The sequence below is a fragment of the Streptomyces sp. NPDC058470 genome, assembly GCF_042721055.1.
In the GTDB taxonomy this organism is placed as follows: Bacteria; Actinomycetota; Actinomycetes; order Streptomycetales; family Streptomycetaceae; genus Streptomyces.
Map to the genome: position 1 here is coordinate 1 of NZ_JBHXMF010000046.1, position 22,937 is coordinate 22,937.

Here is a 22,937-nt window from a genome sequence, read left to right on the forward strand (position 1 = left end):
GGCCCGGTCGCACGATCCGTGAGCCGGATCAGTAGGCCCGGTCGTTCACCCTCCGGCGCCACCACAGCAGGCCGGTGCCGATCAACAGGAAGCCGGCCGCGCCCGCCGCCGCGGAGGCCGCGATCAGCATGGTGTCGGTCTCTCCGGAGGCACTCGTGGGCTGCAGTGCGTCACCGAGCTGGTTGCGCACGTCGGTCCCGCTGGTCGTGCCCTTGGCGAGTGTTCCGCGGGAACCAGCGGCCGGGTTGGCCAGGTAGGGGAAGGTGTGGCCGAACTTCTTGTCGTTCTTGTCGACCGCGTCGCCCAAGTCGTTCTTGGAGCCGACCAGTTCACCCTCGACGACCTGCAACGCGATGTCGAGCACGTCATCGGTGAGCCGGCGACCGTTCGGGAAGCCCGCGGTGTCGCCGTCCAGCACACCGAGCCGCTTGGGTGAAGCCACCGGCTTGATCGAGGTGTTGAGCCGCAGCTCCTCCGCCGGGGTGACGTTGGGCGGCTGGTTCAGGCCCTCCACGCCCTTCAGGAACACATCGACGAGGTCGTTGCGCGGCTCCGTCGGCGCCGGGATCTTGTAGATCGCCTCGATGAGCTTGGGAAGCTCCGGGTTGGTCACGTTCGTCAGGAAGTCGCCGTCGTTCCAGGGCGAGGACGCGTTGAACTTGTCCTTGTCCTTGATCGGGTTGACGACCTCGTTCACCAGCGGCATGCCCAGCCGGGAGACCTGCGTCCAGTCACCGTGCGCGTCCTTGCGCTGGGTGGTGGACCAGATGCCGACGACGGGCTGCTCGGCCGACTCCTGGATCATGTGACTCGGCACCTGCAGGGCTATCGAGTTGACGTTGTAGCCCCTGAGGGTGTCCCGCCCGACCTCGGTCAGGTTGCCGCCGTACAGCAGGTCGAAGACCCGCAGATCCAGGAAGAACGGGTCGTCCGCCTGACCGGCGAACGTCGTGGAACCGCCCGCGAGTTCGTGGATCGCCTCGTTACGCAGCTTGCCGTAGTCCGGCATCGACGCCTTGCCGACGTTCGACGGCGCCACCGGAACATCGTCCGCGACCTTCGTCTGCGACACCACCTTCTGGTCCTTCAGCTGCAGCAGATCGATGTCGTACGTCTGCGTGATGTTGAGGTCGGGGTCGTCGAGGCTGTCGACCGCACCCGTGTTGTAGAGGAAGGTGTTGCCGTTCTTGACGTGCGTCTTGAAGGTGTAGCGGTAGAGCAACTCGCCCTGCGCGTCACCGTTGTTGTCGATGTGGATGTCGTACTGGGCGTCCTCGGCGAACGTGAAGAAGTTCGGTCCGCCGGCCGGTTCCTCGAAGGGGATCCAGTTCGCCACGATGGTCGTCGTATCGGGCTTGTCCGGGCTCACGAACGCATACACGTCCGTGTTGTCGTACTGCGGAGCCCCCGAGATCAACGGGGCCTCCCGGTGGCTGGAGGCGGAGGCCGCCCCCGGTACCAATAGCGTCACGCCGGCGGCTGCGAGCCCCCCGGCGGCCAGCGCACCACAGACGAGGGTCGCGAGACTCCTGCGCCCCGCGCCACTCCTGAAGATAGGTGTCATGCCGTCCGTCCTCACGTCCCAATTGCCTGACGCACGCCATTCGGAGCGGTCGCCGGGGTGGATTGGTCAAATCCCAAACGTTCTTACGGCGGATTTCACAGGTTGTTTCAGCGACGGGCTCAGTTTCTGTGGCCGGCTGTCGCAGCCTGACTCCGCGACAGACCCGTTTCCCTGGCGGCGGACCCGCGTTTTCGGTTCGCTGATCCGTAACCCATCCGGGAGCGTGCTCGCTGCGAACACGTAAGTGACGGGACGGCCCCTGCGGGCCGGAGAGGGGGAACGGGTGGAGGCGGACGAACTCCTGGTGCTCGTGGCCGGAGGCAACCAGAAGGCATTCGAGGAGCTGTACGGACTGGTGTCCGGGCCGGTGTTCGGACTGGTACGCCGGGTGGTGCGCGACCCCGCCCAGTCGGAGGAGGTGGCCCAGGAAGTGCTGCTCGAACTCTGGCGCTCCGCCGGGCGGTTCGACCCGCGGCGCGGCAGCGCCCTCTCCTGGGCGCTCACCCTCGCGCACCGCCGGGCCGTCGACCGGGTCCGCAGCGCCCGCGCCGCCACCGAGCGCGAGCAACGCGAGGGACAGCGCGCCCACCATCCCGCCTTCGACCAGGTCGCCGAGGAGGTCGAGGCCGGACTCGAACGCGAGTGGGTCCGCCGCTGCCTCGACCGGCTCACCGCTCTGCAACGCCAGTCCGTCACCCTCGCGTACTACGACGGCTACACCTACCGTGAAGTGGCCGAACGGCTCTCTCTGCCGCTCGGCACGGTCAAGACCCGTATGCGCGACGGACTGACGCGGCTGCGTGACTGCCTGGGAGGTGTCGCATGAGTGTCCCCGACCCCCTGCTCGACCGCCTGCCCGGCCCTGATTCCGATGTACGACCGCACGGAGGTCCGTGTGTACGAGAGGGAGATGCCGGATGAGCCTCCTCGACCGGTTGCTGCGGCGCGATCTGCACTCCCTCGCCGCCCCCTACGCGCTGGACGCCCTCGAACGCGACGAGCGCCGCCGCTTCGAACGCCACCTGCGCGACTGCCCGCTCTGCAACGCAGAGGTCCGGGCGCTCACCGAGGACGCGGTGCGCCTCGCCTGGTCCACCGCTGCTCCGGCGCCGGCCGCGCTGCGCGACCGCGTGCTGACCGCCGTACGGACCACGCCGCAGGAGCCGTCGCCCCAGCACGCGCCACGCGCGCGTGCCCCCCATCAGACGGCGCATCCGACCGCACGCGGGCGTGCCCCCCGCTTCCGCCCGCTTCTCGCCCCGCTCGCCACCACCACGGCCGCGGCGGCCCTCGTCGTGGCCTCGCTCTTCGCCGTGCAGGCGACGCGGACCCAGGACCAACTGGACCAGGAGCGCGCCCAGGCACGTGAGATCGCCCACGTCCTCGCGGCCCCGGACGCCCGCGCGGCAGGCGACCGGGACGCCCAGGGACGCGGTATCGGTGTGGTCGCCTCCGCGTCGGAGCGGAGCGCCGTCGTGACACTGAGCGGGTACGGCACCCCCGCCGGGGGGCGCGTGCACGAGCTGTGGCTCATGCGCCCCGATGAGAATCCGCGCTCCCTGGGGCTCTTCGACGGCGACACGCCCCTGGTCGCCGACGGACTGAATACGACCGCGACGTCACTCGCTGTCACCGTAGAGCCCGAAGGTGGCTCGGTGCAGCCCACTACCGCCCCAGTTGTCCAACTCGCCCTGGAATCGGTTGGATTCGGAGAGTAATCGTCAACCCCCTTATAGGGAAGGTGAATCCTGCGCCTGCGATACACGAGTGCCACGAGGGGGCGATAGGGTTAGCCTGCCCGGGCCGGGTGGACTCGTACGGGTGGGGAGTGACATGGAACAGATAACAGTGCGCAGCAGGGCACGCGTCCCTGCGATCACGTGCGGGAGCAGCGCGACCAGTTCGCGCCTCGACCGCCATCTCGCGGTGCTGGGCGGTCCTCCGATCCCGCAGCGTGAGACAGCCGAGGCGACCTCGCTGATGCGAGAGCTCACCTCGCGTGACACCGCGCACGAGAGCAGCAGCAGGGTTGCGCGAGTGAGGCGGGTCTCGCTCTTCGCGCCGCTGAAGCGGCTGAGCCGTTCACTGTTCGGCGGTCGCTGAGCAGGGCGGCGGCACCGGCGTTCCCGACCCGCGCTCCGGCGGTCCCACCGACCCGGCGCAGCGCCGCTTTTCCGCGTCCGTCACCCCCACGGCAGGCGGCGACGCCCGGTGTATCACCGGGCGCGGGTCCGGTCATGCTCAAACCGGTCAACCTCAAACCGGTCAACATCCGCTTGCCCGCCGCCTCTCCGCCCTGCGGCAGCGAGACGCGCAGCTCCACCCGATGCGCGGATCCGGACCAGCTCGTCTGAGCCCATCACCTCGCGGTAGGGGCCCGGCCCGCCCCCTTACCGAGCCACACCGTCCCGCAGCAACTCCGCGACGTCCTCCTTCGTCATCCCCAACTCCCTCAGCACCGCCCCGGTGTGCTCTCCCAGCTCGGGCACCCCTCCCATGCGCGCCTCCGCGCCGCCCGGCAGCGTGATCGGCGGCAGCAGTGCGCGCAACGGCCCCACCGGTGAACCCACTTCCCGCCACCGGTCCCTGGCCGCCAGCTGCGGATGGTCCGCGACCTCCCGTACGTCCCGCAGGCGGGCACACGCGATGCCCGCGCTCTCCAGCCGGGCCACCGCCTCTTCGGCGGTGAGCGGGCTCAGCGCCTTCGCCACCAGTGCGTCCGTACGCTCCCGGTCGGCGACCCGCGCCGCGTTCGTCGCGTATGCCGGATCGTCTGCCAAGTCCGGCTGCCCAAGAACCTGTTGGGCAAGCCGCCGCCACTCGCGGTCGTTCTGCACCGACAGCAGTACCCGGCCGCCGTCCGCCGTCGGATACGCGTCGTACGGCGCGATGACGGCGTGCGCGAGACCTGTCCGCGCCGGGGGAGTTCCTCCGTGCATCACATGGTGCAGCGGATGCCCCATCCACTCCGCGAGCGCGTCCAGCATGGACACCTCCACCGGGCCCCCGCGCCCCGTCGTACCGCGCCGCACGAGCGCCGCGAGCACCCCGGAGAACGCGTACATGGCCGCCGCGATGTCGGCCACCGGAATCCCCGCCTTGACCGGCTGCTCCGGCGTCCCCGTCACCGACACGAGCCCCGCCTCGCACTGCACGAGCATGTCGTACGCGCGTTTGTCGGCGTACGGCCCGGACGCCCCGTACCCCGAGATGTCCACGGCGACCAGCCGCGGATGCGCGGCGCACAGCGTGGCCGCGTCCAGGCCGAGGCGCGCCGCCGCGCCCTGCGCGAGGTTCTGTACGAAGACGTCCGCGTCCGCGACGAGCCGGTGTACGACATCGAGGCCGCGCGGGTCCTTCAGGTCGAGGGCGACGGACTCCTTGCCCCGGTTGCACCACACGAAGTGCGAGGCGAGGCCGGCCGCCGCGGTGTCGTAGTCGCGGGCGAAGTCCCCGCCGTCGACCCGCTCCACCTTGATCACGCGGGCGCCGAGGTCGGCGAGCTGACGGGTCGCGAAGGGCGCCGAGACGGCCTGCTCGACGGCGACGACGGTGATGCCCTCAAGGGGGAGTGGCTGCATGCGGGGGATCATGTCTCCCGCGTAACACCTTTGTCATCCCGGGACGTTGACGGGGCAACCTCATGGGTTCAGGGTGGCTGATCGTTTACAGGATTTGTTTGGCCGATACACCCAACCTCACCCTCGGAGGATGCGCGTGTGTGACCTGCACGATCAACACGAACACGAGTCGTTGACCGCGAACGGCCAGGTGCTGAGCCGCCGTCGCATCATGCAGCTGCTCGGCGCCGCCGGTGTCACCACGGCCGTGATGACGGCCGAGGCGGACCCCGCGATGGCGGCGTCCGCCGACTCCTCGGAAGCCGAGTACACGGCGCCGGAGGGCCTCGCCCAGGACAGTCACGCCAAGACGGCGGCCCTGGACTGGATCACCTCCCACGCCGACTCCATCACCGGTCTCAACTCCGAGATCTGGGACAACGCCGAACTCAGCCTGCGCGAGTGGAACTCCTCGCTCGCCGAGGCCGGCTTCCTCGAGAAGGCCGGATTCCAGGTGAAGTTCGGCACCGCCGGCTTCCCGACCGCGTTCACCGCCAGGTTCTCGTACGGCAGCGGCGGCCCGGTCCTCGGCTTCAGCGGCGAGTACGACGCTCTGCCCGGCCTCTCGCAGAACAAGGGCGTCGGCCACCACGACCCGCGCGAGTACATCCACGACCCGTTCGCGCCCAGCTACGGCCCGGGCCACGGCTGCGGACACAGCGCCCTGGGCACGGCGGCAGCGGCGGCCGCCGCTGCCGTCGCGCAGGCGGCCAAGAAGCACAAGCTGCCGGTCACCGTGAAGTTCTTCGGCTCCACCGCCGAGGAGACCCTGATCGGCAAGACGTACGCGGTCACCCAGGGTGTGTACGACGGCCTCGACGCGTTCCTCGACTGGCACCCCTCGACCTCCAACGCCACCGGCTGGGGCACCACCACCGCGATGACCGCCGTGACCTTCACCTTCCTCGGCGTCGCGGGCCACGGCGGCACCCCGCTCGGCAACAAGAGCGCCCTGGACGCCGCCGTGATGATGGCGACGATGTCGGAGTTCCTGCGCGAGGAGAACCTGGCGCCGAGCGGCCGCCTGCACTGGGTGATCAACAATGGCGGCGACATCCCGAACGTGACCCCGGAGATCGCAGAGATCAGCTACTACGTACGGGAGGGCAGTCCCGCCCGGGTCCAGGTACTCCTCGACAAGGTGATCGCCGTCTCGGAGGCGGCGGCGAAGGCCTCGCAGACCTCGGTCCGGCACCGCGTCACCTCGGCCTGCTGGAACCAGTTGCCGTCCAAGTCCTTCGCCGAGCTGCTGCACGCGAACATGAAGCAGATCGGGCCGCCCGAGTTCACCGACGAGGCCCATGCGTTGGCGAAGGAGCTTCAGGAGTCCCTCGGTCTGCCCCAGCAGGGCATGCACGCCGCGATCGCCGAACTCACCGCGCCCAACCCGGTGTTCCTGGGCGGCGGTTCCACGGACGTCGCCGACATCAGCTGGAACGTGCCGACCGTGTCGATGGGCGCCGCGCTCGCCCCGATCGGCACCAAGATGCACACCTGGTCCACCGCGTCCTGCGCGGCCGCCGCCCCCGGCCAGGCCGCCGTCATCGCCGCCGCCCGGTATCTCGCGGCGACCGCCGTCGACCTGCTCACCCAGCCCGAGCGCCTCAAGGCCGTCAAGGACGAGTTCAAGGAGCGCACCAAGGACGTCGAGTGGAAGACGGCACTCCCCGACGGTTATGAGCCGCCGATGTACGAGCCGCCGGCCTGGTTCCTGAAGAAGACCGGCCAGAAGTGGCCTCCGGAGAACATCACCTGGCCCCCGAAACGGGTGGTGTCCCAGGAGAAGTTCTCGTCGCTGGGGCCCGAACTCGCGCCGCAGAAATAGCGTTCGCCGACCGGCCGTGGTTCACCGTCCGCCGTGTGTGTAGCGGCGGACGGCGAGCGGCAGGAACACCGCGATGAGCAGGGCGCACCAGGCCAGCGACCCCGCGACGGGATGGGTCACCGGCCAGGCACCCTCCGTCGGCACCGGCGCGTTCCCGAAGAGGTCCCGCATCGCCGTGGCCACCGCGCTGATCGGGTTCCATTCGGCGATCGTCCGCAACCAGCCCGGCAGATTGTCGGTGGGAATGTAGGCGTTCGACAGCAGCGGCAGCATGAACGTCGCGGCGCCGAGCTGCCCGGCCGCCTCCTCACTCCGCGAGGCGAGCCCGAGCAGGATGCCGACCCAGGTCATCGCGAACCGGAACAGCAGCAACAGGCCTACGGCACCGACCGCTTCGAGAGCGGACCCCTCGATCCGCCAGCCCACCGCGAGCCCGACCAGCATCAGCGGGAGCATGCCGACGGCCGTGACGACCAGGTCGGCGGCGGCCTGGCCCAGCGGTACCGCGGCCCGGCTCATCGGCAGGGTCCGGAAGCGGTCCATCACACCCCGGTGCGAGTCCTGGGCGGCCTGGAACATCCCGGTCATGATCCCGTTGGCGGCGGTCGCGACCAGCAGACCCGGCACCAGGAAGGCGCGGTAGGCCTGGCCGGGTGTCGCGAGTGCGCTGCCGAAGACATAGCCGAAGAACAGCAGCATGTTGATCGGCATGGTCTGGGTGAGGATGAGGAGCCCGGGACTGTGCTTCATCCGTTGCAGGTTCCGGCCCACGATCGCGGTGCCGTCGTACGCCAACGTACTCAGGTCACAAGCTCCTTGTAGTCGGTCATGCCGTCTGTCCTGTCGTGGGTCAGGCGCAGGAACACGTCGTCGAGGGTCGGCGGGCGCAGGCTTGCGTCGAGCAACGGCACCCCGGCGGCGTCGAGTTCGCGGACCAGTCGGGGAAGCGTCAGCGTCGTGTCGGTGGTGACCGCGCCGACCGCGTGCCGCTCCTGGTCGAACGAGGGTGTGTTGCCGGTCAGTTGGTCCAGGACCGCCGCGGCTGCGGACATCGCCTCCGCGTGGGCGACGACCACCTCCGCGTAACTGCCGATGAGCGCCTTGAGTTCGGCGGGCGAGCCGGTGTGTGTGACCCTGCCCCGGTCCACGAGCGCGATGTCGTCGGCGAGTTGGTCGGCCTCCTCCAGGTACTGCGTGGTCAGCAGCACGGTGGTGCCCTCGTCCTTGAGCGTGCGCACGGCCGCCCAGATCTGGTTGCGGCTGGCGGGGTCGAGCCCGGCGGTGGGCTCGTCCAGGAAGAGCACCTCGGGGCGCCGGATCAGGCTCGCCGCCAGATCGAGGCGGCGGCGCATTCCGCCCGAGTACGTGGACGCGGCCCGGTCGGCGGCCTCGGTCAGCCCGAAGCGGTCGAGGAGTTCGGCCGCCCGCGCCGCAGTCCCCCGCACCCGGAGCAGCCGCGCGAACAGCCGCAGGTTCTCGCGCCCGGTGAGGTCACCGTCCACCGAGGCGTACTGCCCGGTGACCCCGATCGAGCGGCGCACGGCTCCCGGCTCCCGCACGAGATCGTGGCCTGCGACACGCGCGGACCCCGCGTCCGGGCGCAGCAGGGTGGTGAGCAGCCGTACGGCCGTGGTCTTGCCCGCTCCGTTCGGCCCCAGAATTCCGCAGACCGTGCCCTCGGCCACCGCGAGATCTAGCCCCCTGACGGCATGGACCTCCCCGAAACGCTTCTCCAGACCTTCACTAGGTACAGCGTACGTAGTTGTCATAGGTAGACCATAGTGCACTACGTACGGTGTACGTAACTACGATGGTTGCGAGGTGATCGACCGATGTCAGGGCGCAGTGCCGTACCCGAAGTGATCTGGGCTCGTCCCGAGCGTGCGGGCCGTGGTCCGCGGCCGGCCCACAGCCGCGCGGACATCGCGACCGCAGCGGTGCGGATCGCGGACGCGGAGGGGCTCGACGGAGTCTCCATGCGGCACGTCGCGGCCGAACTGGGCTGCGGCACCATGTCGCTCTACAACTATGTCCCCCGCAAGGAGGACCTGTACGAGCTGATGGTTGACGCCATCAGTGGTGAACACGACCTCTGGGAACCCTCCGGCGACTGGCGTGCCGACATGCTCCGGGTCGCCCATCAGACCCGCGCCCTCATGCACCGCCACCCCTGGCTGCCGCGCCTGATGTCCCCGGTCTACGGCTTCAGCCCCAACGCCCTGCGCTACCTGGAACACTGTCTGACCTGCCTCGACCCCCTCGACGCCCCCTACGGCACGAAGTTCGAGCTGATCGCGATGCTCAACGGCGTCGTGACGACGTACGTCGGCAACGAACTGGCCACCGCCGAACGGACCCGCTCGCTGCCCTGGTCCGAGGAGCAGGAGAACGCGGTCCGGATCGGCTATCTGGGCAGCCGGATCGCGACGGGCGGGTATCCGCGGATGGCGGCGGCGTTCACGGAGGACAACGGCCCGATCGACCTGGAGGCGGTGTGGGAGCGGGCGCTGGGGCGGGTCCTGGATGCGTTCGAGCCGAAGGGTCGGTAACGAAGGGCTAGATCAGCGCGAACTGGCCCTCCGGGCCTTCCTCGTGGTGGTCCAGTACCGACGCCGGCCGTCGGGCCGTGTCCGGCACCGGGAGTACCCCCGCCTTGTGCAGTTCGGCCGCCGTGATCGGGGCTTCCATCTTCAACTCGGCCTGCTGAGGCCGCAGTTCCGCCAGCAGTGCCAGCACGGTGACGATTTCGAGCAGCTCTGACGTCCAGGCCTGGGGCCAGGTGGCGGGTCGGATCGCCTCCAGGGTGCCCGGCTCGGGCGGCTGCGTCCGGGCCGCGAACCAATGCTCCAGTACGCGGACTCCGCCCACCTCGAAGTCCCAGGCCTCAGGCGGAACGGGGGAGATCCGGCCCTCGTCGAGCTGGAGGGCCTCCTCGGCGCGGTCGTACCGCACGTCGACCGGGAGGGTCGGGAGCGGCGAGCGGACGTAGGGGCGACGGCCCCCGGGGAGCTTGGGCCGTTGGCCGTCCCGTCGCATCAGCCACAGCATCCGGCGGCCCAACTCGACGCCGTGCGACCAGAGTCCGGGGTCGGCGGTGAGGGGGACGGCAAGCCCGGCACGGCCCGCCCGGGTGACCGCCACCGTCCAGGCGAGGACATCGACGGGATCGGGGGAGTGACCGAGGCGGCTACGGAGGTGCTCCAACAGGCCCGGTGCCAGGTTCGGTTCCAGAGCGCCGGGGCGACGGAAGAGGGGACGGACGCGGCCGCCGCGACCGGCGGTCAGGGGGAGGACGGAGGCGACCAGCAGTACCGGTCCCGACGACTGGGGAACCACCGTCTGCTCGACCGCGAACAACTGCCTTTCGTCGGCGACCCGCCACAACTCGGGGCGCGCCGCGTCGATCAGCCGGTGGTCCGGGATCAGCCACTGCTCGTCGAAGGGACCGCCCAGCACCGGGACCGGCTCCGCACAGGGCCCCGACTCACGCGCCAGCCGCCCGGTCCCGCTCGCCTGACCCGGCAACTGCGCCACCGCCGAATGCAGAGTGCGCGAGCGGGTGACGCCGAACAACGCCTCGCGCTCCGGCCCTTGGGCCTTCACCAGCGCGTCCCACCGAGCCTTCAGGGACGCGGCGTCGGGAGCCGTCGGCCACCCCCGGCCCAGCCTCGCCGGAGCGGCCGACCACGGCATGAGGTCCGCGAGCAGCGGAGCGTCGTCGTCCTGCGTCACGCTCGGCATCGTACGACGTGGCCCACGAGGTGGTCAGTGGGCGTCGAAGGTGACCGTGAAGGAGAAACGGTCGCCGCGGTAGTGGATACGGGCCACGTCCAGGGCGCGGCCGTCCTCCCCGTGGATGACACCCGTGTAGTGCAGGATCGGGCTGAGCAGCGGGACCTGGAGCAGTCGCGCCGTCTCCGGGTCCGCGAGCGTGGCCTCCACGGTGTCGGTGATCCGGCTGATCCGGATGCCCACCACATCGCGCAGCACTTTCGTCATGGGCCAGCGCACCAGGTCCTCCGGATCGATCAGCGCCGCGAGTTCGGGACGTACGAAGTTGCGCGCGTGGTTCGTCGGTTCGCCCGTCCTCTCGTCGCCGCGCAGCCGATGGTACGAGGCGACCTCGGCCAGATCCGGGAAGTACTCGGCGAGTTCGGCGGACACGGGCACCGTGCCGTGGTCCAGCAGCTCCGTCGTCATCCCCGACTGCTGCGCCACGATCGTGTCGACCGAGCCGAGGAGCCGTACGGGCGCTCCGCGTTGAGCGCTCGGCTCGATGAACGTGCCGCGCCGGCGGTGCCGCGTGATCAGCCCCTCGTCCTCCAACTCCTTGAGCGCCTGCCGCATGGTCAGCACGCTCACCCCGTAGTGCTCCGCCAACTGCTCCTCGGTGGGCAGGCGCAGCGGGTCCTGGGTGGTGCGGCCGAGTATCGAGGCGCGCAGGGACTGCGACACCTGATACCAGAGCGGCAGCTTGCGGTTCAGGACGATCGAGTCCGGGGCGAAGGAGGTCACGAGGGATATCCGTACCGGTCGTGGGCGTTCAGTGCAACGTGCGAGAGGGATGAGCGCGACGGGCGACGGCGGGCAGTGCGACGGGCGGCGGCGATCGGCGGAACGGGCGGGGGCGGTCAGCCGTTTTGGCGGAAGTTCCGCTGAAGGCCCTGCCACACGTCGTCGTACGCGTGTTGCAGGTGCTCCGCCTGTGCCGCCCGTGCCGTGGCGGTCACCGGCCAGCGGGTCTCGAACATGAAGGCAAGCCCGTCGTCGACCTTGTGCGGCCTGAGCTCGGCGGCGCTGGCCCGGTCGAAGGTGTCCCGGTCCGGGCCGTGCGCCGACATCATGTTGTGCAGCGAACCGCCACCCGGCACGAAGCCACCCTTTCCGGCTGTCTTGGCGTCGTACGCGCCCTCGATGAGCCCCATGTACTCGCTCATCACGTTCCGGTGGAAGTACGGCGGCCGGAAGGTGTTCTCGCCCACCAGCCAGCGCGGCGCGAAGACCACGAAGTCCACACCGGCCAGTCCCGGGGTGTCGGTCGGCGAGGTCAGCACCGTGAAGATCGACGGGTCCGGGTGGTCGTAGCTGATGGTGCCGATCACATTGAAACGGCGCAGGTCGTAGACGTAGGGCAGATGGTTGCCGTGCCAGGCGACGACGTCCAGCGGTGAGTGGTCGTACGTCGCCCTCCAGAGGTTGCCGCAGAACTTGTTCACCACCTCGACCGGGCCCTCGACCTCCTCGTAAGCCGCGACGGGTGCGAGGAAGTCCCGGGCGTTGGCGAGCCCGTTGGCGCCGATCGGGCCCAGGTCGGGCAGCTGGAAGGGCGCCCCATAGTTCTCGCACACATAGCCGCGGGCACTCTCGTCCAGCAACTCCACACGGAAGCGGACACCACGGGGGATGAGCGCGACGTGGCCGGGCTCCACATGGAGCAGCCCGAACTCGGTGCGCAGCAGCAGCCCGCCGTGCTCGGGCACGATCAGCAGCTCGCCGTCGGCGTCGCTGAACACCCGTTCCATCGAGGAGTTGGCGTAGTACAGGTGCACCGCCATGCCGGTGCGCCGGGTGGCGTCGCCGTTGCCGCCGAGAGTCCAGAGGCCGGTCACGAAATCGGTGCCGGCCGGGGGCTCGGGCAGCGGGTCCCAGCGCAGCCGGTTGGGGTCGGGCACCGTCTCCGTGAAGGGAGCCGTGCGGAGCGCGCCGCTGTCCGTACGCGTGAACGGCGGGTGGGCGGCCGACGGGCGGATCCGGTAGAGCCACGAGCGCCGGTTGTGCGCCCTCGGCTCGGTGAACGCGGAACCGCTCAGTTGCTCCGCGTACAGCCCGAGCGGTGCTCGCTGCGGCGTGTTGCGGCCGATCGGCAGGGCGCCGGGGACCGCCTCCGAGCTGTGTTCGTTGCCGAATCCGGAGAGGTGGGCAAGCCCCTCGGCCGCCTTCCTCGCGTCCCCGCCCAGGATCGCCGCGTCCCCGCTCATGACCACTCCCTCGGACTCGATTCCTATGCTTCACCATAGGAATGGATTCCGGTGCGCGCAAGAGGCCGTACGACACGGGGTCGTCGGACCTGGAGAGCCGTACGACACAGGCTCGTCCGACTCGGAGAGCCGTCCGACTCGGGGTCGTAGGTCCGGAGAGCCGTACGGCTCGGCGGGTCGTACAGCTCAGGGCTTGGTCCGCGGCTCAGGAACCCGACCTCAGGGGGATCCGAGTGTCAGTGCGATGTTCTACGCTCCCCGGCATGTCGTGGAAGCGTGGACTGCTCGCCGCGCTCGCGGTCTGTGCCCTGCTCGGCGGACCGGCGGGCTGCGGGTCCGGCGCTGCGCACGAGCCGACGGACGGAGTGTCGGCCTCGCCGGTGGGTGAGCTGCTGGAGAAGACCGACGAGGCGGGACGGCACTACCGTGAGATCGAGGACGAAGGCGCACCCGAGGTCGCGATCGAGGTCCAGCCGGAATCCGACAACGGCTGGGACGTGCGGCTGACCTTCAAGCGCTTCCGCTTCTCGCCCGCCGGCACGCGCTCGGTGGCCGTCGCGGGACGCGGGATCGTCATCCTCTACCTCGACGGCCGCAGTATCGCCACGCTCCGCACCGCCGAGTACCACCTCCCCGGCGCGCTCGTCCCGCGCGGCACGCACCAGATCACCGCCCGCCTCTACGCGGACGATCACACCCTGTGGGCCGTCGACGCAGAGCCGGTCGAGAGCACCGCGGACATCACGTCGTCGCAGGCCAGGCAGACGACGGACGTGACCGAGGCGCCGGAACCCTCTATGAGTACGAGCGGCAGTCACGCCCGTACCGATACCGGAGGTTCACCGGACCCCGGCGGAGAGGCATCATGAAGCCTGTGCCCCATGCGACCTCGCTGCGCCGAGCGCCCGTGCAGCGCCGCAGCGCAGAACGACTGACCCGAATCCTCGACGCCTGCGCCGACCTTCTCGACGAGGTCGGCTACGACGCCCTGAGCACCCGGGCCGTGGCCCAGCGTGCCGGCGTACCCATCGGCTCCGTCTACCGCTTCTTCGGCAACAAGCGCGCGATGGCCGACGCGCTCGCCCAGCGCAACCTGGAGCGCTACGCCGAGCGCGTCACCCTCCGGCTTCAGGAGACCGACGGCGAGGGGCGGGTCGCGAGCGGCTGGCGTGCGGCCGTGGACGCCGTGCTCGACGAGTACATAGGCATGAAGCGCACCGCGCCCGGCTTCTCCCTCGTCGACTTCGGCAACCAGATCCCGGTCGGCTCCCGTGCCGAGCCCAACACCCGCGTCGCCGACCGCCTCACCGAGCTCCTCGCCGGCTACCTCGACCGCACCCCCGACGAGGATCTCCGCCGCGTCTTCCTGGTTGCGGTGGAGTCCGCCGACACCCTCGTCCACCTGGCCTTCCGGCTCGCCCCGGACGGCGACGAACGGATCATCGAGCAGACCCGTGTGCTGCTGCGGGCCTATCTGGAGCGAGTGCTGGACTGAGGGGCCGGAACTTGACCGGGTGCTCGGCTCAGGCACCGGCACCGGAGGTCGGCCTGCGGTGATCCGCTCGCGAATTTCCGACCTGACCCCCGGCGGACCCTCTCCTCCATGCATACCGGTCGGTATGCTCGGCCCCAGTCCGTGTGCCAACGCTGCCACCGCCTTCCGGGAGGACCCCGTGTCCCGCACCACCGGCACCACCCCCGACTCCCGCACCGCCCTGCGGATCTGCCCCCTCTGCGAAGCCACCTGCGGGCTGACGCTCACCATCGAGGGCATCCGGGTGACCGGCGCCCGGGGCGACCGCGACGATGTGTTCAGCAAGGGGTTCATCTGCCCGAAGGGCGCCTCCTTCGGGGTGGCCGACGGGGACCCGGACCGGCTGCGCACCCCTCTCGTACGCAAGGACGGCGAGCTGCGCGAAGCGAGCTGGGAGGAGGCCTTCGACGCGGTGGCCGCCGGGCTGCGGTCCGTCGTCGAGCAGCACGGGCCGCACGCCGTCGGCGTCGTGCTCGGCAACCCGAACGTGCACACCATGGCCGGTGCCCTCTACCCGACCGTCCTGCTCACCGCCCTCGGCACCCACAGCATCTTCACCGCCTCCACGGTCGACCAGATGCCCAAACACGTGTCGAGCGGCCTGCTGTACGGCGACGCCAACGCGATCCCGGTGCCCGACCTGGACCACACCGACCACCTCCTGCTCATCGGCGCCAACCCGGTGGAATCCAACGGGAGCCTGTGCACCGCCCCCGACTTCCCCGGCAAACTCAAGGCCCTGCGGGCACGCGGCGGCACCCTGACCGTCATCGACCCGCGCCGGACCCGTACGGCCGAACTCGCCGACCGGCACGTGCCGATCCGGCCGGGAACCGACGGGCTGCTGCTCGCCGCCGTGGCGAACGTCCTCTTCGAGGAGAAGCTCGTCGAGCTCGGCGACCTCGCCCCGCACGTCCAGGACATCGACGAACTCGCCCACGCCGTACGGGACTTCACCCCCGAGGCGGCAAGCGAGGCCTGTGATGTGCCCGCCGACACGATCAGGGCGCTCGCCCGCGAACTCGCCGCCGCACCCACCGCCGCCGTCTACGGCCGCATCGGCAGCTGCACGGTCCCGCACGGCACCCTGACCAGCTGGCTCGTCGACATCATCAACATCCTCACCGGCAACCTCGACCGGCCAGGCGGTGCCCTCTTCCCGCAGGCCGCCACCGACAGGACACCCCGGGCCGCCGGCCCCGGCCGCGGCTTCGCGCTCGGACGCTGGCACTCGCGGGTGAGCCGATACCCCGAGGCCAAGGGCGAGTTGCCGCTCGCCGCCCTCGCCGAAGAGATCGACACCGCCACGGAGCAGGGTGGGACCGCCATCGAGCGGGGCGACTCCGCCACCGCGCAGGGCGGGAGCACCATCGAGCAGGGCGACTCCGCCACCGCGCAGCGGAAACCGATCCGCGCGGTCATCGCCGTCGCCACCAACCCCGTACTCTCCGCACCCGACGGCGACCGCCTCGACAAGGCCCTCGGCTCGCTGGACTTCATGGTCAGCGTCGACCCGTACCTGAACGAGACCTCACGCCACGCACACGTCGTGCTCCCGCCGCCCCCGCCCTCGCAGAGCGCCCACCACGACTTCGCCTTCAACACCCTCGCCGTACGCAACCAGGTCCGCTACACCCGCGCCGCCGTCCCCCTGGAGCCGGGCCGCATGGCCGAGACCGAGATCCTCGCGCGGCTGACCCTGGCCGCGACCGGCATGCACGGCGCCGACCCGTCCGCCGTGGACGCGTTGGTCATCGGCAGCACACTCGGCAAGTCGGTCACCGAGGCACACTCCCCGGTGCACGGCCGCGACCCACAGAAACTCGCCGCACAGCTCACCGGCGACAACGGCCCCGAGCGACGGCTCGACATGATGCTGCGCCTCGGTCCCTACGGCGACGGTTTCGGCGTACGACCTGACGGGCTGAACCTGGAGAAACTGCTCGCGCAGCCGCACGGCATCGACCTCGGGCCCCTGCGGTCGCGACTGCCGGGGCCGCTCAAGACCCGCAGCGGAAAGATCGAGCTGCTGCCGACACCGATTGCAGACGATCTTCCCCGGCTGCGGGAAGCCCTACGTGAGCGCCCGTCCGCCCTTGTGCTCGTCGGCCGCCGCCACCTGCGGTCCAACAACAGCTGGATGCACAACCTGCCAGCCCTCACCGGCGGCACCAACCGCTGCACCCTGCACATCCACCCCGAGGACGCCGAACACCTCGGGATCGGCGACGGCTCGACGGTCCGCGTCAAGGGCGCCGGGGGAGAGGTGACCGCCCCCGCCGAAGTCACCGACACCGTACGGCGCGGGGTGGTGAGCCTGCCGCACGGGTGGGGACACGACCGCCCCGGCACCCGGCTGAGCCACGCCGCACTCAACCCCGGAGTCAACGTCAACCAGCTCCTCGACGGCACCCTCCTCGACCCCCTCTCCGGGACCGCCGTCCTCAACGGCGTACCCGTAGAGCTGACCCCTGTCCCCTGAGCGAAGCTGTGACCTGGAGTTTTGCGCTTATTGCTCACGTGTCAACATCTTGTTAAGACTTGCGCCCCCGACCTAACGTCACACGCACCGCCGTCCCAGGCGGGAGTTCAAGGGCGAACGTTAGGTATCCACCCATGCTGACCATCCTCGGCTTCACCATGATCGCGACCTTCCTGGTCCTGATCATGCTGAAAAAGATGTCGCCGATCGCGGCGCTCGTGCTGATCCCGGCGCTCTTCTGCGTGTTCGTCGGAAAGGGCGCCAAGCTCGGTGACTACGTCATCGACGGCGTCACCAGCCTCGCCCCCACCGCGGCGATGCTCATGTTCGCGATCGTCTACTTCGGAGTGATGATCGACGTCGGGCTCTTCGACCCGATCGTGCGCGGCATCCTGAAGTTCTGCAAGGCCGATCCGCTGCGCATAGTCGTCGGTACGGCCGTGCTCGCCGCGATCGTCTCCCTCGACGGCGACGGCTCCACCACCTTCATGATCACGGTCTCGGCGATGTACCCGCTGTACAAGCGCCTCAAGATGAGCCTCGTCGTGATGACCGGCGTCGCCGCTATGGCCAACGGCGTGATGAACACCCTCCCCTGGGGAGGCCCGACCGCCCGCGCCGCCACCGCCCTCAAGGTCGACGCCAGCGACATCTTCGTACCGATGATCCCGGCTCTCGCCGTCGGCCTCCTGGGTGTCTTCGTACTCTCGTACGTCCTCGGTCGCCGTGAGCGTACGCGGCTGGGCCTGCTGACGCTGGAAGAGATACTGGAGCCGCAGGAGGCCGAGACGGTTCTGGTCGCCGCGGGGTCCGGTGCCGGCGGCAGTGGCCCGGTCGACCTTGCGAAGAAGGCCGTGGGCACAGGCGGTTCGGGCTCCGGCACGGACGCGGACGCCGAGAGTCCCGAGGAGGACGACGGCTTCGCGGTCCTCGACCCCAACCGCGCCACCCTGCGCCCCAAGCTCTACTGGTTCAACGCCCTGCTCACGCTCACCCTGCTCACCGCCATGATCATGGAACTGCTGCCGATCCCGGTGCTGTTCCTGCTCGGCGCCGCCCTCACGCTCACCGTCAACTTCCCCCACATGCCCGACCAGAAGGCCCGCCTGGGCGCCCACGCCGCGAACGTCCTCAACGTCTCCGGCATGGTCTTCGCCGCCGCCGTCTTCACCGGAGTCCTTCAGGGCACCGGCATGGTCGACCACATGGCCGAGTGGCTGGTCTCCAACATCCCCGACGGCATGGGCCCCCACATGGCCTTCGTCACCGGCGTCCTGAGCATTCCGCTCACGTACTTCATGTCGAACGACGGTTTCTACTTCGGCATCGTCCCGGTCCTCGCCGAGGCGGGCCAGGCCCACGGCGTCTCCACCCTGGAGATCGCCCGCGCCTCCCTCGTCGGCCAGCCGCTGCACATGTCGAGCCCGCTGGTCCCCGCCGTCTACGTCCTCGTCGGCATGGCGAAGGTCGAGTTCGGCGACCACACCAGGTTCGTGGTGAAGTGGGCGGCGCTCACTTCGCTGGTGGTGCTCGCGGCGGGGATCCTGTTCGGCATCATCTGACGTCTGTCGGACGTCGATGCGCGGACGTCTGTTGGACGCCGACGCGCGGACGTCTGTCGGACGTCGACGGCCGGACGCCTGACAGACGCCGACGCCCGGACGTCTTCAGACGCGACGCGCGGACGTCTGACTGACGCGCTTGCATGAACGTCTGACAGGCGCGGATGCATGAACGCCTGACTGACGCGCACGTACGGATGCCTGACAGACGTGCACGTACGGACGCCTGTCGCTCGTCACCGAATGGAGGATCGCTGTGGCTGTGGGGCCCGGTGGAAGCCGCGGCTGGTTGCTGCGCCTCGTCATCGCTTTCAGCTTCGCGCAGGGAGCGGTGTCGATGGCGCGGCCCGCCGTCTCCTATCGGGCCCTCGCCCTGGGCGCCGACGAGCGCGCGATCGGCGTCATCGCGGGCGTGTACGCCCTGTTGCCTCTCTTCGCCGCGGTGCCGCTGGGCCGCCGTACCGACCACGGCCGTTGCGCCCCGCTGTTGCCCGTCGGCGTGGTTCTCATCGCGGGCGGCTGCGCACTCAGCGGCAGGGCGGACTCGCTCACGGCGATGGCCGCGTGGAGCGGAGTGATGGGCCTGGGCCACCTCTGCTTCGTCATCGGCGCCCAGTCGATCGTCGCCCGCCAGTCCGCACCGCACGAACAGGACCGCAACTTCGGCCACTTCACCATCGGCGCCTCCCTCGGCCAACTGGTCGGACCGATCGCCGCGGGTGCTCTCATCGACGGCTCAGACATGGCGGGCACCACCGCCCTGGCCCTGCTCGTCGCCGGCGGGGTCGCGGCGGTCTCGTTCACCTCGCTGTGGCGCATCGAGCACCGTACGGCGGCCAAGTCCCGTACGGCACAAGGCGACCGCGTCCCCGTGCGCCGCATACTGCGCACCCGGGGTGTCCCCGCGGGCATCTTCATCAGCCTTGCCGTGCTGTCCGCGACGGACATTCTCACGGCGTATCTGCCGGTCGTCGGTGAACACCGGGGTATCGCGCCGTCCGTGGTCGGCCTGTTGCTGAGCCTGCGCGCCGCGGCCACGATCGCCTGCCGACTGGTGATGACGCCGATGCTGCGACTGCTGGGCCGGACCGCGCTGCTCACCGTGACCTGTCTGGCGGCGGGGCTGCTGTGCGCGGGCATCGCGCTGCCGGTGCCGGTCTTGGCGCTGGCCGCGATGCTCCTGGCCCTCGGGTTCTGCCTCGGCGTCGGTCAGCCGCTCTCGATGACGACCGTGGTCCAGGCCGCCCCCGACAGTGCCCGCTCCACGGCCCTCGCCCTCCGCCTGACCGGCAACCGCCTCGGCCAGGTCGCCGCACCCGCCGCCGCGGGTCTCATCGCCGGAGTCGCGGGGGTGGCCGCACCGTTCGTGATGCTGGGTGCGCTGCTGCTGGTGTCCTCGGGCATAGCGCTGCGCTCACCCGCGAAGCCGGGCACCGCGGCCCTCGGCGAGCCCTCGCGCCCCCGGCTCCCCGTGCGTCGCAAGAGCGACATCTGAGCGACTCCCTACCCGCCCGGGGAAGGGCTTTTCAGCCTGTCCGGCGTTTGAGGACGAGCGTGTTCAGCGCGACGCGGGGGTCGGGGGGCGGAGCCCCCAGGTACGGGACGGGTAGGGGCCGAGGGGGCGAAAACCCGTCCCCACCTCAGCCACGTTCCGGCACACGCTCCGCCACCCCGGCCCTCGGCCGGGAACGCGACACCGCCACCCCGGCCAGGCACAACACCCCGCCGGCGAGCGTCAACAACCCCGGGACCTCGCCCAGGAACAGCCAGGACATCATCACCACGAGCGCGGGCACCGCATACGTCGTCGCCCCCATCCGACTCGCCGTCGTACGGGCCAGCGCGTACGCCCACGTCGTGAACGCGAGCGCGGTAGGAAACACCCCCAGATAAAGCATGTTGAGCGTCGCGGACACAGGCGCGTCCGCCGCATCATGGACGAGCTGTCCCGCAAACGGCAGACACGCCACCGCCCCGATCAGGCAGCCGAACGTCGTGGCCTGGAGCGGACTCGCCACACCGAGAACCGGCTTCTGAGCGACGACACCGGCCGCGTAGGTGACCGCCGCGACCAGACACAGGACGACCCCGAGGACCGAGGACGAACCGCCCTCGCCGGACATCGACAGCCCCACGGCCACCGCCCCCGCGAACGACACCGCCATCCCGGCGAGCAGCCTCGGCGGCATGGCGTCGCCGAGCAGCCGGGCCCCGAGCAGGGCGATGAGGATCGGTCCGATGTTCACGATCAGCGCCGCCGTACCCGCGTCCACCTGCTGCTCGCCCCAGTTGAGGGCGACCATGTAGACGCCGAACCAGAGCACCCCGGACACGGCGATGCCCCGCCAGGCCGCACGCGGTGGCCAACTCGCCCTGCGTATCAGGCAGATGACCCCCAGCGTGACGGCTCCCGCCAGCAGCCTCCCGAGGGCGAGCGCGCCCGGTGAGTACGCCGCCCCTGCACTCCGGATCGAGACGAACGCCGAGGCCCACAGCACGACGGTGACGGTTGCGGCGGCCGCGGCGCGTGGGTCGGTCCGCCGGGCGGGAGCGGGGGCGGGGGCGGGGGCGGGGTCGGGGGAATGAGTGGGGGAGTGGGCCGGGGTGGACATCATGCTCCTGAGGCTAGACGGGCTGTGGAGGCAAGGTCTGGCGGGTTTCGGACGCCGCGTCCAGGCTCCTGGGTAGTCAGGTTCATCTGGTTCGCCTGGTTCGATCGAGCTCAGTGCAGCGCCGTGGCCTCGACACCGAAGAGGTCGGTGAAGGCGCGTTCGCCCTCGGTGGTGACCTTGACCGCCCGCTCCGAGCCGATCCGTACGCACCAGCGTGCGTCCAGGGCATGACGGCAGAGGGCCGCCCCGGCGGTGCCCGCGAGGTGGGGGCGGCGCTCGGTCCAGTCGAGGCAGGCACGGGCGAGTGGGCGCCGGCCGGTGCGGTCGAGGTCGATTCCCGCCGTGTCGAACCAGCGGAGTCCGGCGTCGGTGAGAGCGAAGCCGGTGTCCTGGCGGAGGAGCCCGCGGCTGGTCAGCGCGTCGGTGAGGGTGATGCCGAGGCGTCCGGCGAGGTGGTCGTAGCAGGTGCGGGCGCGGGCCATGGCGGATCCGGCGCCGGACTGCCGCAGGGTGCGGGGGCGCGCGGCGGCGGTGGGTGCGACCTGGGCGGCGAGGTCCTCGACGAGTTGAGCGACGCCGGTGTCGGCCAGCCGTACGTATCGGTGCCGTCCTTGCCTCTCCTCGGTGAGCAGGCCGCCCGCGACGAGTTTGCCCAAATGTTCGCTGGCGGTCGACGCGGCGACTCCGGCCTGCCGGGCCAGTTCACCGGCGGTCCACGCCCGCCCGTCGAGCAGCGCCAGCAGAAAGCCGGCCCGCGTCTCATCGGCGATCAGCCCCGCCAACGCCGCCAGCCCCGGTCCCACCGGGTCCTTCGCCTTCGTCATGCCGTCCAGCATGCCCCGGGAAGACTTCGGCGCCCGCCGAAAGGTGGTGGGTGGTGGTCTATTCGCCCCCTCCGCCCCTGCCCGTCCCATGTTCCTGGGGCTCCGCCCCAGGCCCCGCTCCTCAAACGCCGGAGGGGCTGGATCTTTCCCCGGCCGCCGCTGGAGATCTTCAGCCCGTCCGGCGTTTGAGGACGAGCGCGTTCAGCGCGATGCGGGGGTCTGGGCGGCAGCCCCCAGGAACAAGGGACGGGCAGGGGCGGAGGGGGCGAAAACCCCACCTCACTCCCCCCGCCTCAACCCCTCAAACCGCACCGCCAACCCATCCAACAAGGCTCGCAACCCCGTCTCGAACGCCCGCTCGTCGACCTTCTCCTGCTGCTCCGCGAGGAGATGCGCCTGCCCGAGGTGGGGATAGTCCGCGGGGTCGTACGCCGCCACGTCGTCCACGAATCCGCCGGCGAAGGAGCCGATGGCGGACCCCATGATGAAGTAGCGCATCAGCGCACCGATGGACGTGGCCTGGGACGCCGGCCACCCCGCCTCGACCATCGCACCGAAGACGGCGTCCGCGACCCGAAGTCCCGCGGGCCGCCGCCCAGGCCCCCGCGCCAGCACCGGCACGATGTTCGGATGGTCGCGCAACGCCGCCCGGTAGGACATGGCCCAGTCCTGCAGAGCCGTACGCCAGTCGCGGCCGTCCTCGAACATCGACAGGTCGACCTGCGCGCTGACCGAGTCGGCGACCGCCTCCAGGATCTGGTCCTTGGTCGGGAAGTGGTTGTAGAGGGACGGACCGCTCACCCCCAGCTCGGCCGCGAGCCGCCGCGTCGAGACGGCGGCCAGGCCCTCGGCGTCCACCAACGCCCGTGCCGCGTCGACGATGCGGTCTCTGCTGAGGAGGGGCTTGCGCGGTCGGGCCATGGCGCACATAGTAGG

Annotated in this window: 20 protein-coding genes; 10 read left to right on the forward strand and 10 right to left on the reverse strand. The window is 70.4% G+C overall.

What is annotated here, in order from left to right:
• Positions 1 to 28 precede the first annotated feature (28 nt).
• A complete protein-coding gene (locus tag ACFWP7_RS29505) occupies positions 29 to 1,564 on the reverse strand; it encodes a DUF4331 domain-containing protein (protein ID WP_384387259.1) in 1,536 nt (511 codons plus the stop codon).
• Between the two features lie 283 nt (positions 1,565 to 1,847).
• On the opposite strand from ACFWP7_RS29505, the gene ACFWP7_RS29510 reads away from it, so the two are divergent.
• The 3 genes from ACFWP7_RS29510 to ACFWP7_RS29520 all read left to right on the forward strand — a co-directional run bounded on the left by ACFWP7_RS29510 (position 1,848) and on the right by ACFWP7_RS29520 (position 3,667).
• Complete coding sequence (locus tag ACFWP7_RS29510; RefSeq protein ID WP_384387442.1) at positions 1,848 to 2,390, forward strand: sigma-70 family RNA polymerase sigma factor; 543 nt, start codon at positions 1,848 to 1,850, stop codon at positions 2,388 to 2,390.
• Between the two features lie 91 nt (positions 2,391 to 2,481).
• Complete coding sequence (locus ACFWP7_RS29515) at positions 2,482 to 3,282, forward strand: anti-sigma factor domain-containing protein (protein WP_384387261.1); 801 nt, start codon at positions 2,482 to 2,484, stop codon at positions 3,280 to 3,282.
• A gap of 115 nt (positions 3,283 to 3,397) precedes the next feature.
• Positions 3,398 to 3,667 (forward strand): hypothetical protein, encoded by a 270-nt coding sequence (locus ACFWP7_RS29520; protein WP_384387264.1) that lies wholly within the window; start codon positions 3,398 to 3,400, stop codon positions 3,665 to 3,667.
• Positions 3,668 to 3,954: 287 nt separating this feature from the next.
• Here ACFWP7_RS29520 and ACFWP7_RS29525 read toward each other — a convergent pair whose 3' ends face one another.
• Positions 3,955 to 5,157, reverse strand: coding sequence for a CaiB/BaiF CoA transferase family protein (locus ACFWP7_RS29525; protein ID WP_384387266.1), 1,203 nt, complete (start codon positions 5,155 to 5,157; stop codon positions 3,955 to 3,957).
• Positions 5,158 to 5,275: 118 nt separating this feature from the next.
• Here ACFWP7_RS29525 and ACFWP7_RS29530 point away from each other — a divergent pair, with 118 nt between their 5' ends.
• On the forward strand, positions 5,276 to 7,009 hold the full coding sequence (locus ACFWP7_RS29530) for an amidohydrolase (RefSeq protein ID WP_384387269.1): 1,734 nt from the start codon (positions 5,276 to 5,278) through the stop codon (positions 7,007 to 7,009).
• 21 nt (positions 7,010 to 7,030) lie between these two features.
• Here the strand turns inward: ACFWP7_RS29530 and ACFWP7_RS29535 are convergent, their stop codons facing one another.
• Together ACFWP7_RS29535 and ACFWP7_RS29540 are read right to left on the reverse strand one after the other, a co-directional pair.
• On the reverse strand, positions 7,031 to 7,813 hold the full coding sequence (locus ACFWP7_RS29535) for an ABC transporter permease (RefSeq protein WP_384387444.1): 783 nt from the start codon (positions 7,811 to 7,813) through the stop codon (positions 7,031 to 7,033).
• The gene (locus ACFWP7_RS29540; protein WP_384387271.1) at positions 7,810 to 8,778 is read right to left on the reverse strand and encodes an ATP-binding cassette domain-containing protein; all 969 of its coding nucleotides are present in this window, start codon (positions 8,776 to 8,778) and stop codon (positions 7,810 to 7,812) included. Before ACFWP7_RS29540 ends, ACFWP7_RS29535 begins: the two co-directional genes overlap by 4 nt.
• 63 nt (positions 8,779 to 8,841) lie before the next feature.
• Between ACFWP7_RS29540 and ACFWP7_RS29545 the strand changes: the two genes are divergently transcribed.
• Positions 8,842 to 9,558 carry a TetR/AcrR family transcriptional regulator gene (locus ACFWP7_RS29545; protein ID WP_384387273.1) on the forward strand — a complete coding sequence of 239 codons (717 nt, stop codon included), beginning with the start codon at positions 8,842 to 8,844 and terminating at the stop codon, positions 9,556 to 9,558.
• A gap of 7 nt (positions 9,559 to 9,565) precedes the next feature.
• Here ACFWP7_RS29545 and ACFWP7_RS29550 read toward each other — a convergent pair whose 3' ends face one another.
• From ACFWP7_RS29550 to hmgA, 3 genes are all read right to left on the reverse strand, one after another.
• Entirely contained in the window at positions 9,566 to 10,750 is a 1,185-nt protein-coding gene (locus ACFWP7_RS29550; protein WP_384387276.1) for a type ISP restriction/modification enzyme, read from the reverse strand.
• 24 nt (positions 10,751 to 10,774) lie between these two features.
• On the reverse strand, positions 10,775 to 11,524 hold the full coding sequence (locus tag ACFWP7_RS29555) for a GntR family transcriptional regulator (protein ID WP_384387279.1): 750 nt from the start codon (positions 11,522 to 11,524) through the stop codon (positions 10,775 to 10,777).
• Positions 11,525 to 11,640: 116 nt separating this feature from the next.
• A complete protein-coding gene (gene hmgA, locus ACFWP7_RS29560) occupies positions 11,641 to 12,987 on the reverse strand; it encodes a homogentisate 1,2-dioxygenase (protein WP_384387282.1) in 1,347 nt (448 codons plus the stop codon).
• A gap of 263 nt (positions 12,988 to 13,250) precedes the next feature.
• On the opposite strand from hmgA, the gene ACFWP7_RS29565 reads away from it, so the two are divergent.
• The 5 genes from ACFWP7_RS29565 (at position 13,251) to ACFWP7_RS29585 (ending at position 20,060) form a co-directional block, all read left to right on the forward strand.
• A complete protein-coding gene (locus tag ACFWP7_RS29565) occupies positions 13,251 to 13,856 on the forward strand; it encodes a hypothetical protein (protein WP_384387285.1) in 606 nt (201 codons plus the stop codon).
• A complete protein-coding gene (locus ACFWP7_RS29570; RefSeq protein WP_384387288.1) occupies positions 13,853 to 14,482 on the forward strand; it encodes a TetR family transcriptional regulator in 630 nt (209 codons plus the stop codon). The genes ACFWP7_RS29565 and ACFWP7_RS29570 overlap by 4 nt, the downstream gene beginning before the upstream one ends.
• A 178-nt stretch (positions 14,483 to 14,660) precedes the next feature.
• The gene (locus tag ACFWP7_RS29575) at positions 14,661 to 17,003 is read left to right on the forward strand and encodes a molybdopterin oxidoreductase family protein (RefSeq protein ID WP_384387291.1); all 2,343 of its coding nucleotides are present in this window, start codon (positions 14,661 to 14,663) and stop codon (positions 17,001 to 17,003) included.
• A gap of 134 nt (positions 17,004 to 17,137) precedes the next feature.
• Positions 17,138 to 18,565, forward strand: coding sequence for a CitMHS family transporter (locus tag ACFWP7_RS29580; protein ID WP_384387293.1), 1,428 nt, complete (start codon positions 17,138 to 17,140; stop codon positions 18,563 to 18,565).
• A gap of 262 nt (positions 18,566 to 18,827) precedes the next feature.
• Entirely contained in the window at positions 18,828 to 20,060 is a 1,233-nt protein-coding gene (locus ACFWP7_RS29585; RefSeq protein WP_384387447.1) for an MFS transporter, read from the forward strand.
• Positions 20,061 to 20,205: 145 nt separating this feature from the next.
• Here the strand turns inward: ACFWP7_RS29585 and ACFWP7_RS29590 are convergent, their stop codons facing one another.
• The 3 genes from ACFWP7_RS29590 to ACFWP7_RS29600 form a co-directional block, all read right to left on the reverse strand.
• Positions 20,206 to 21,180, reverse strand: coding sequence for a DMT family transporter (locus ACFWP7_RS29590; RefSeq protein ID WP_384387296.1), 975 nt, complete (start codon positions 21,178 to 21,180; stop codon positions 20,206 to 20,208).
• Between the two features lie 107 nt (positions 21,181 to 21,287).
• Positions 21,288 to 22,001 carry an ArsR/SmtB family transcription factor gene (locus ACFWP7_RS29595; RefSeq protein WP_384387299.1) on the reverse strand — a complete coding sequence of 238 codons (714 nt, stop codon included), beginning with the start codon at positions 21,999 to 22,001 and terminating at the stop codon, positions 21,288 to 21,290.
• Positions 22,002 to 22,280: 279 nt separating this feature from the next.
• On the reverse strand, positions 22,281 to 22,922 hold the full coding sequence (locus ACFWP7_RS29600; protein ID WP_384387302.1) for a TetR/AcrR family transcriptional regulator: 642 nt from the start codon (positions 22,920 to 22,922) through the stop codon (positions 22,281 to 22,283).
• Positions 22,923 to 22,937 lie beyond the last annotated feature (15 nt).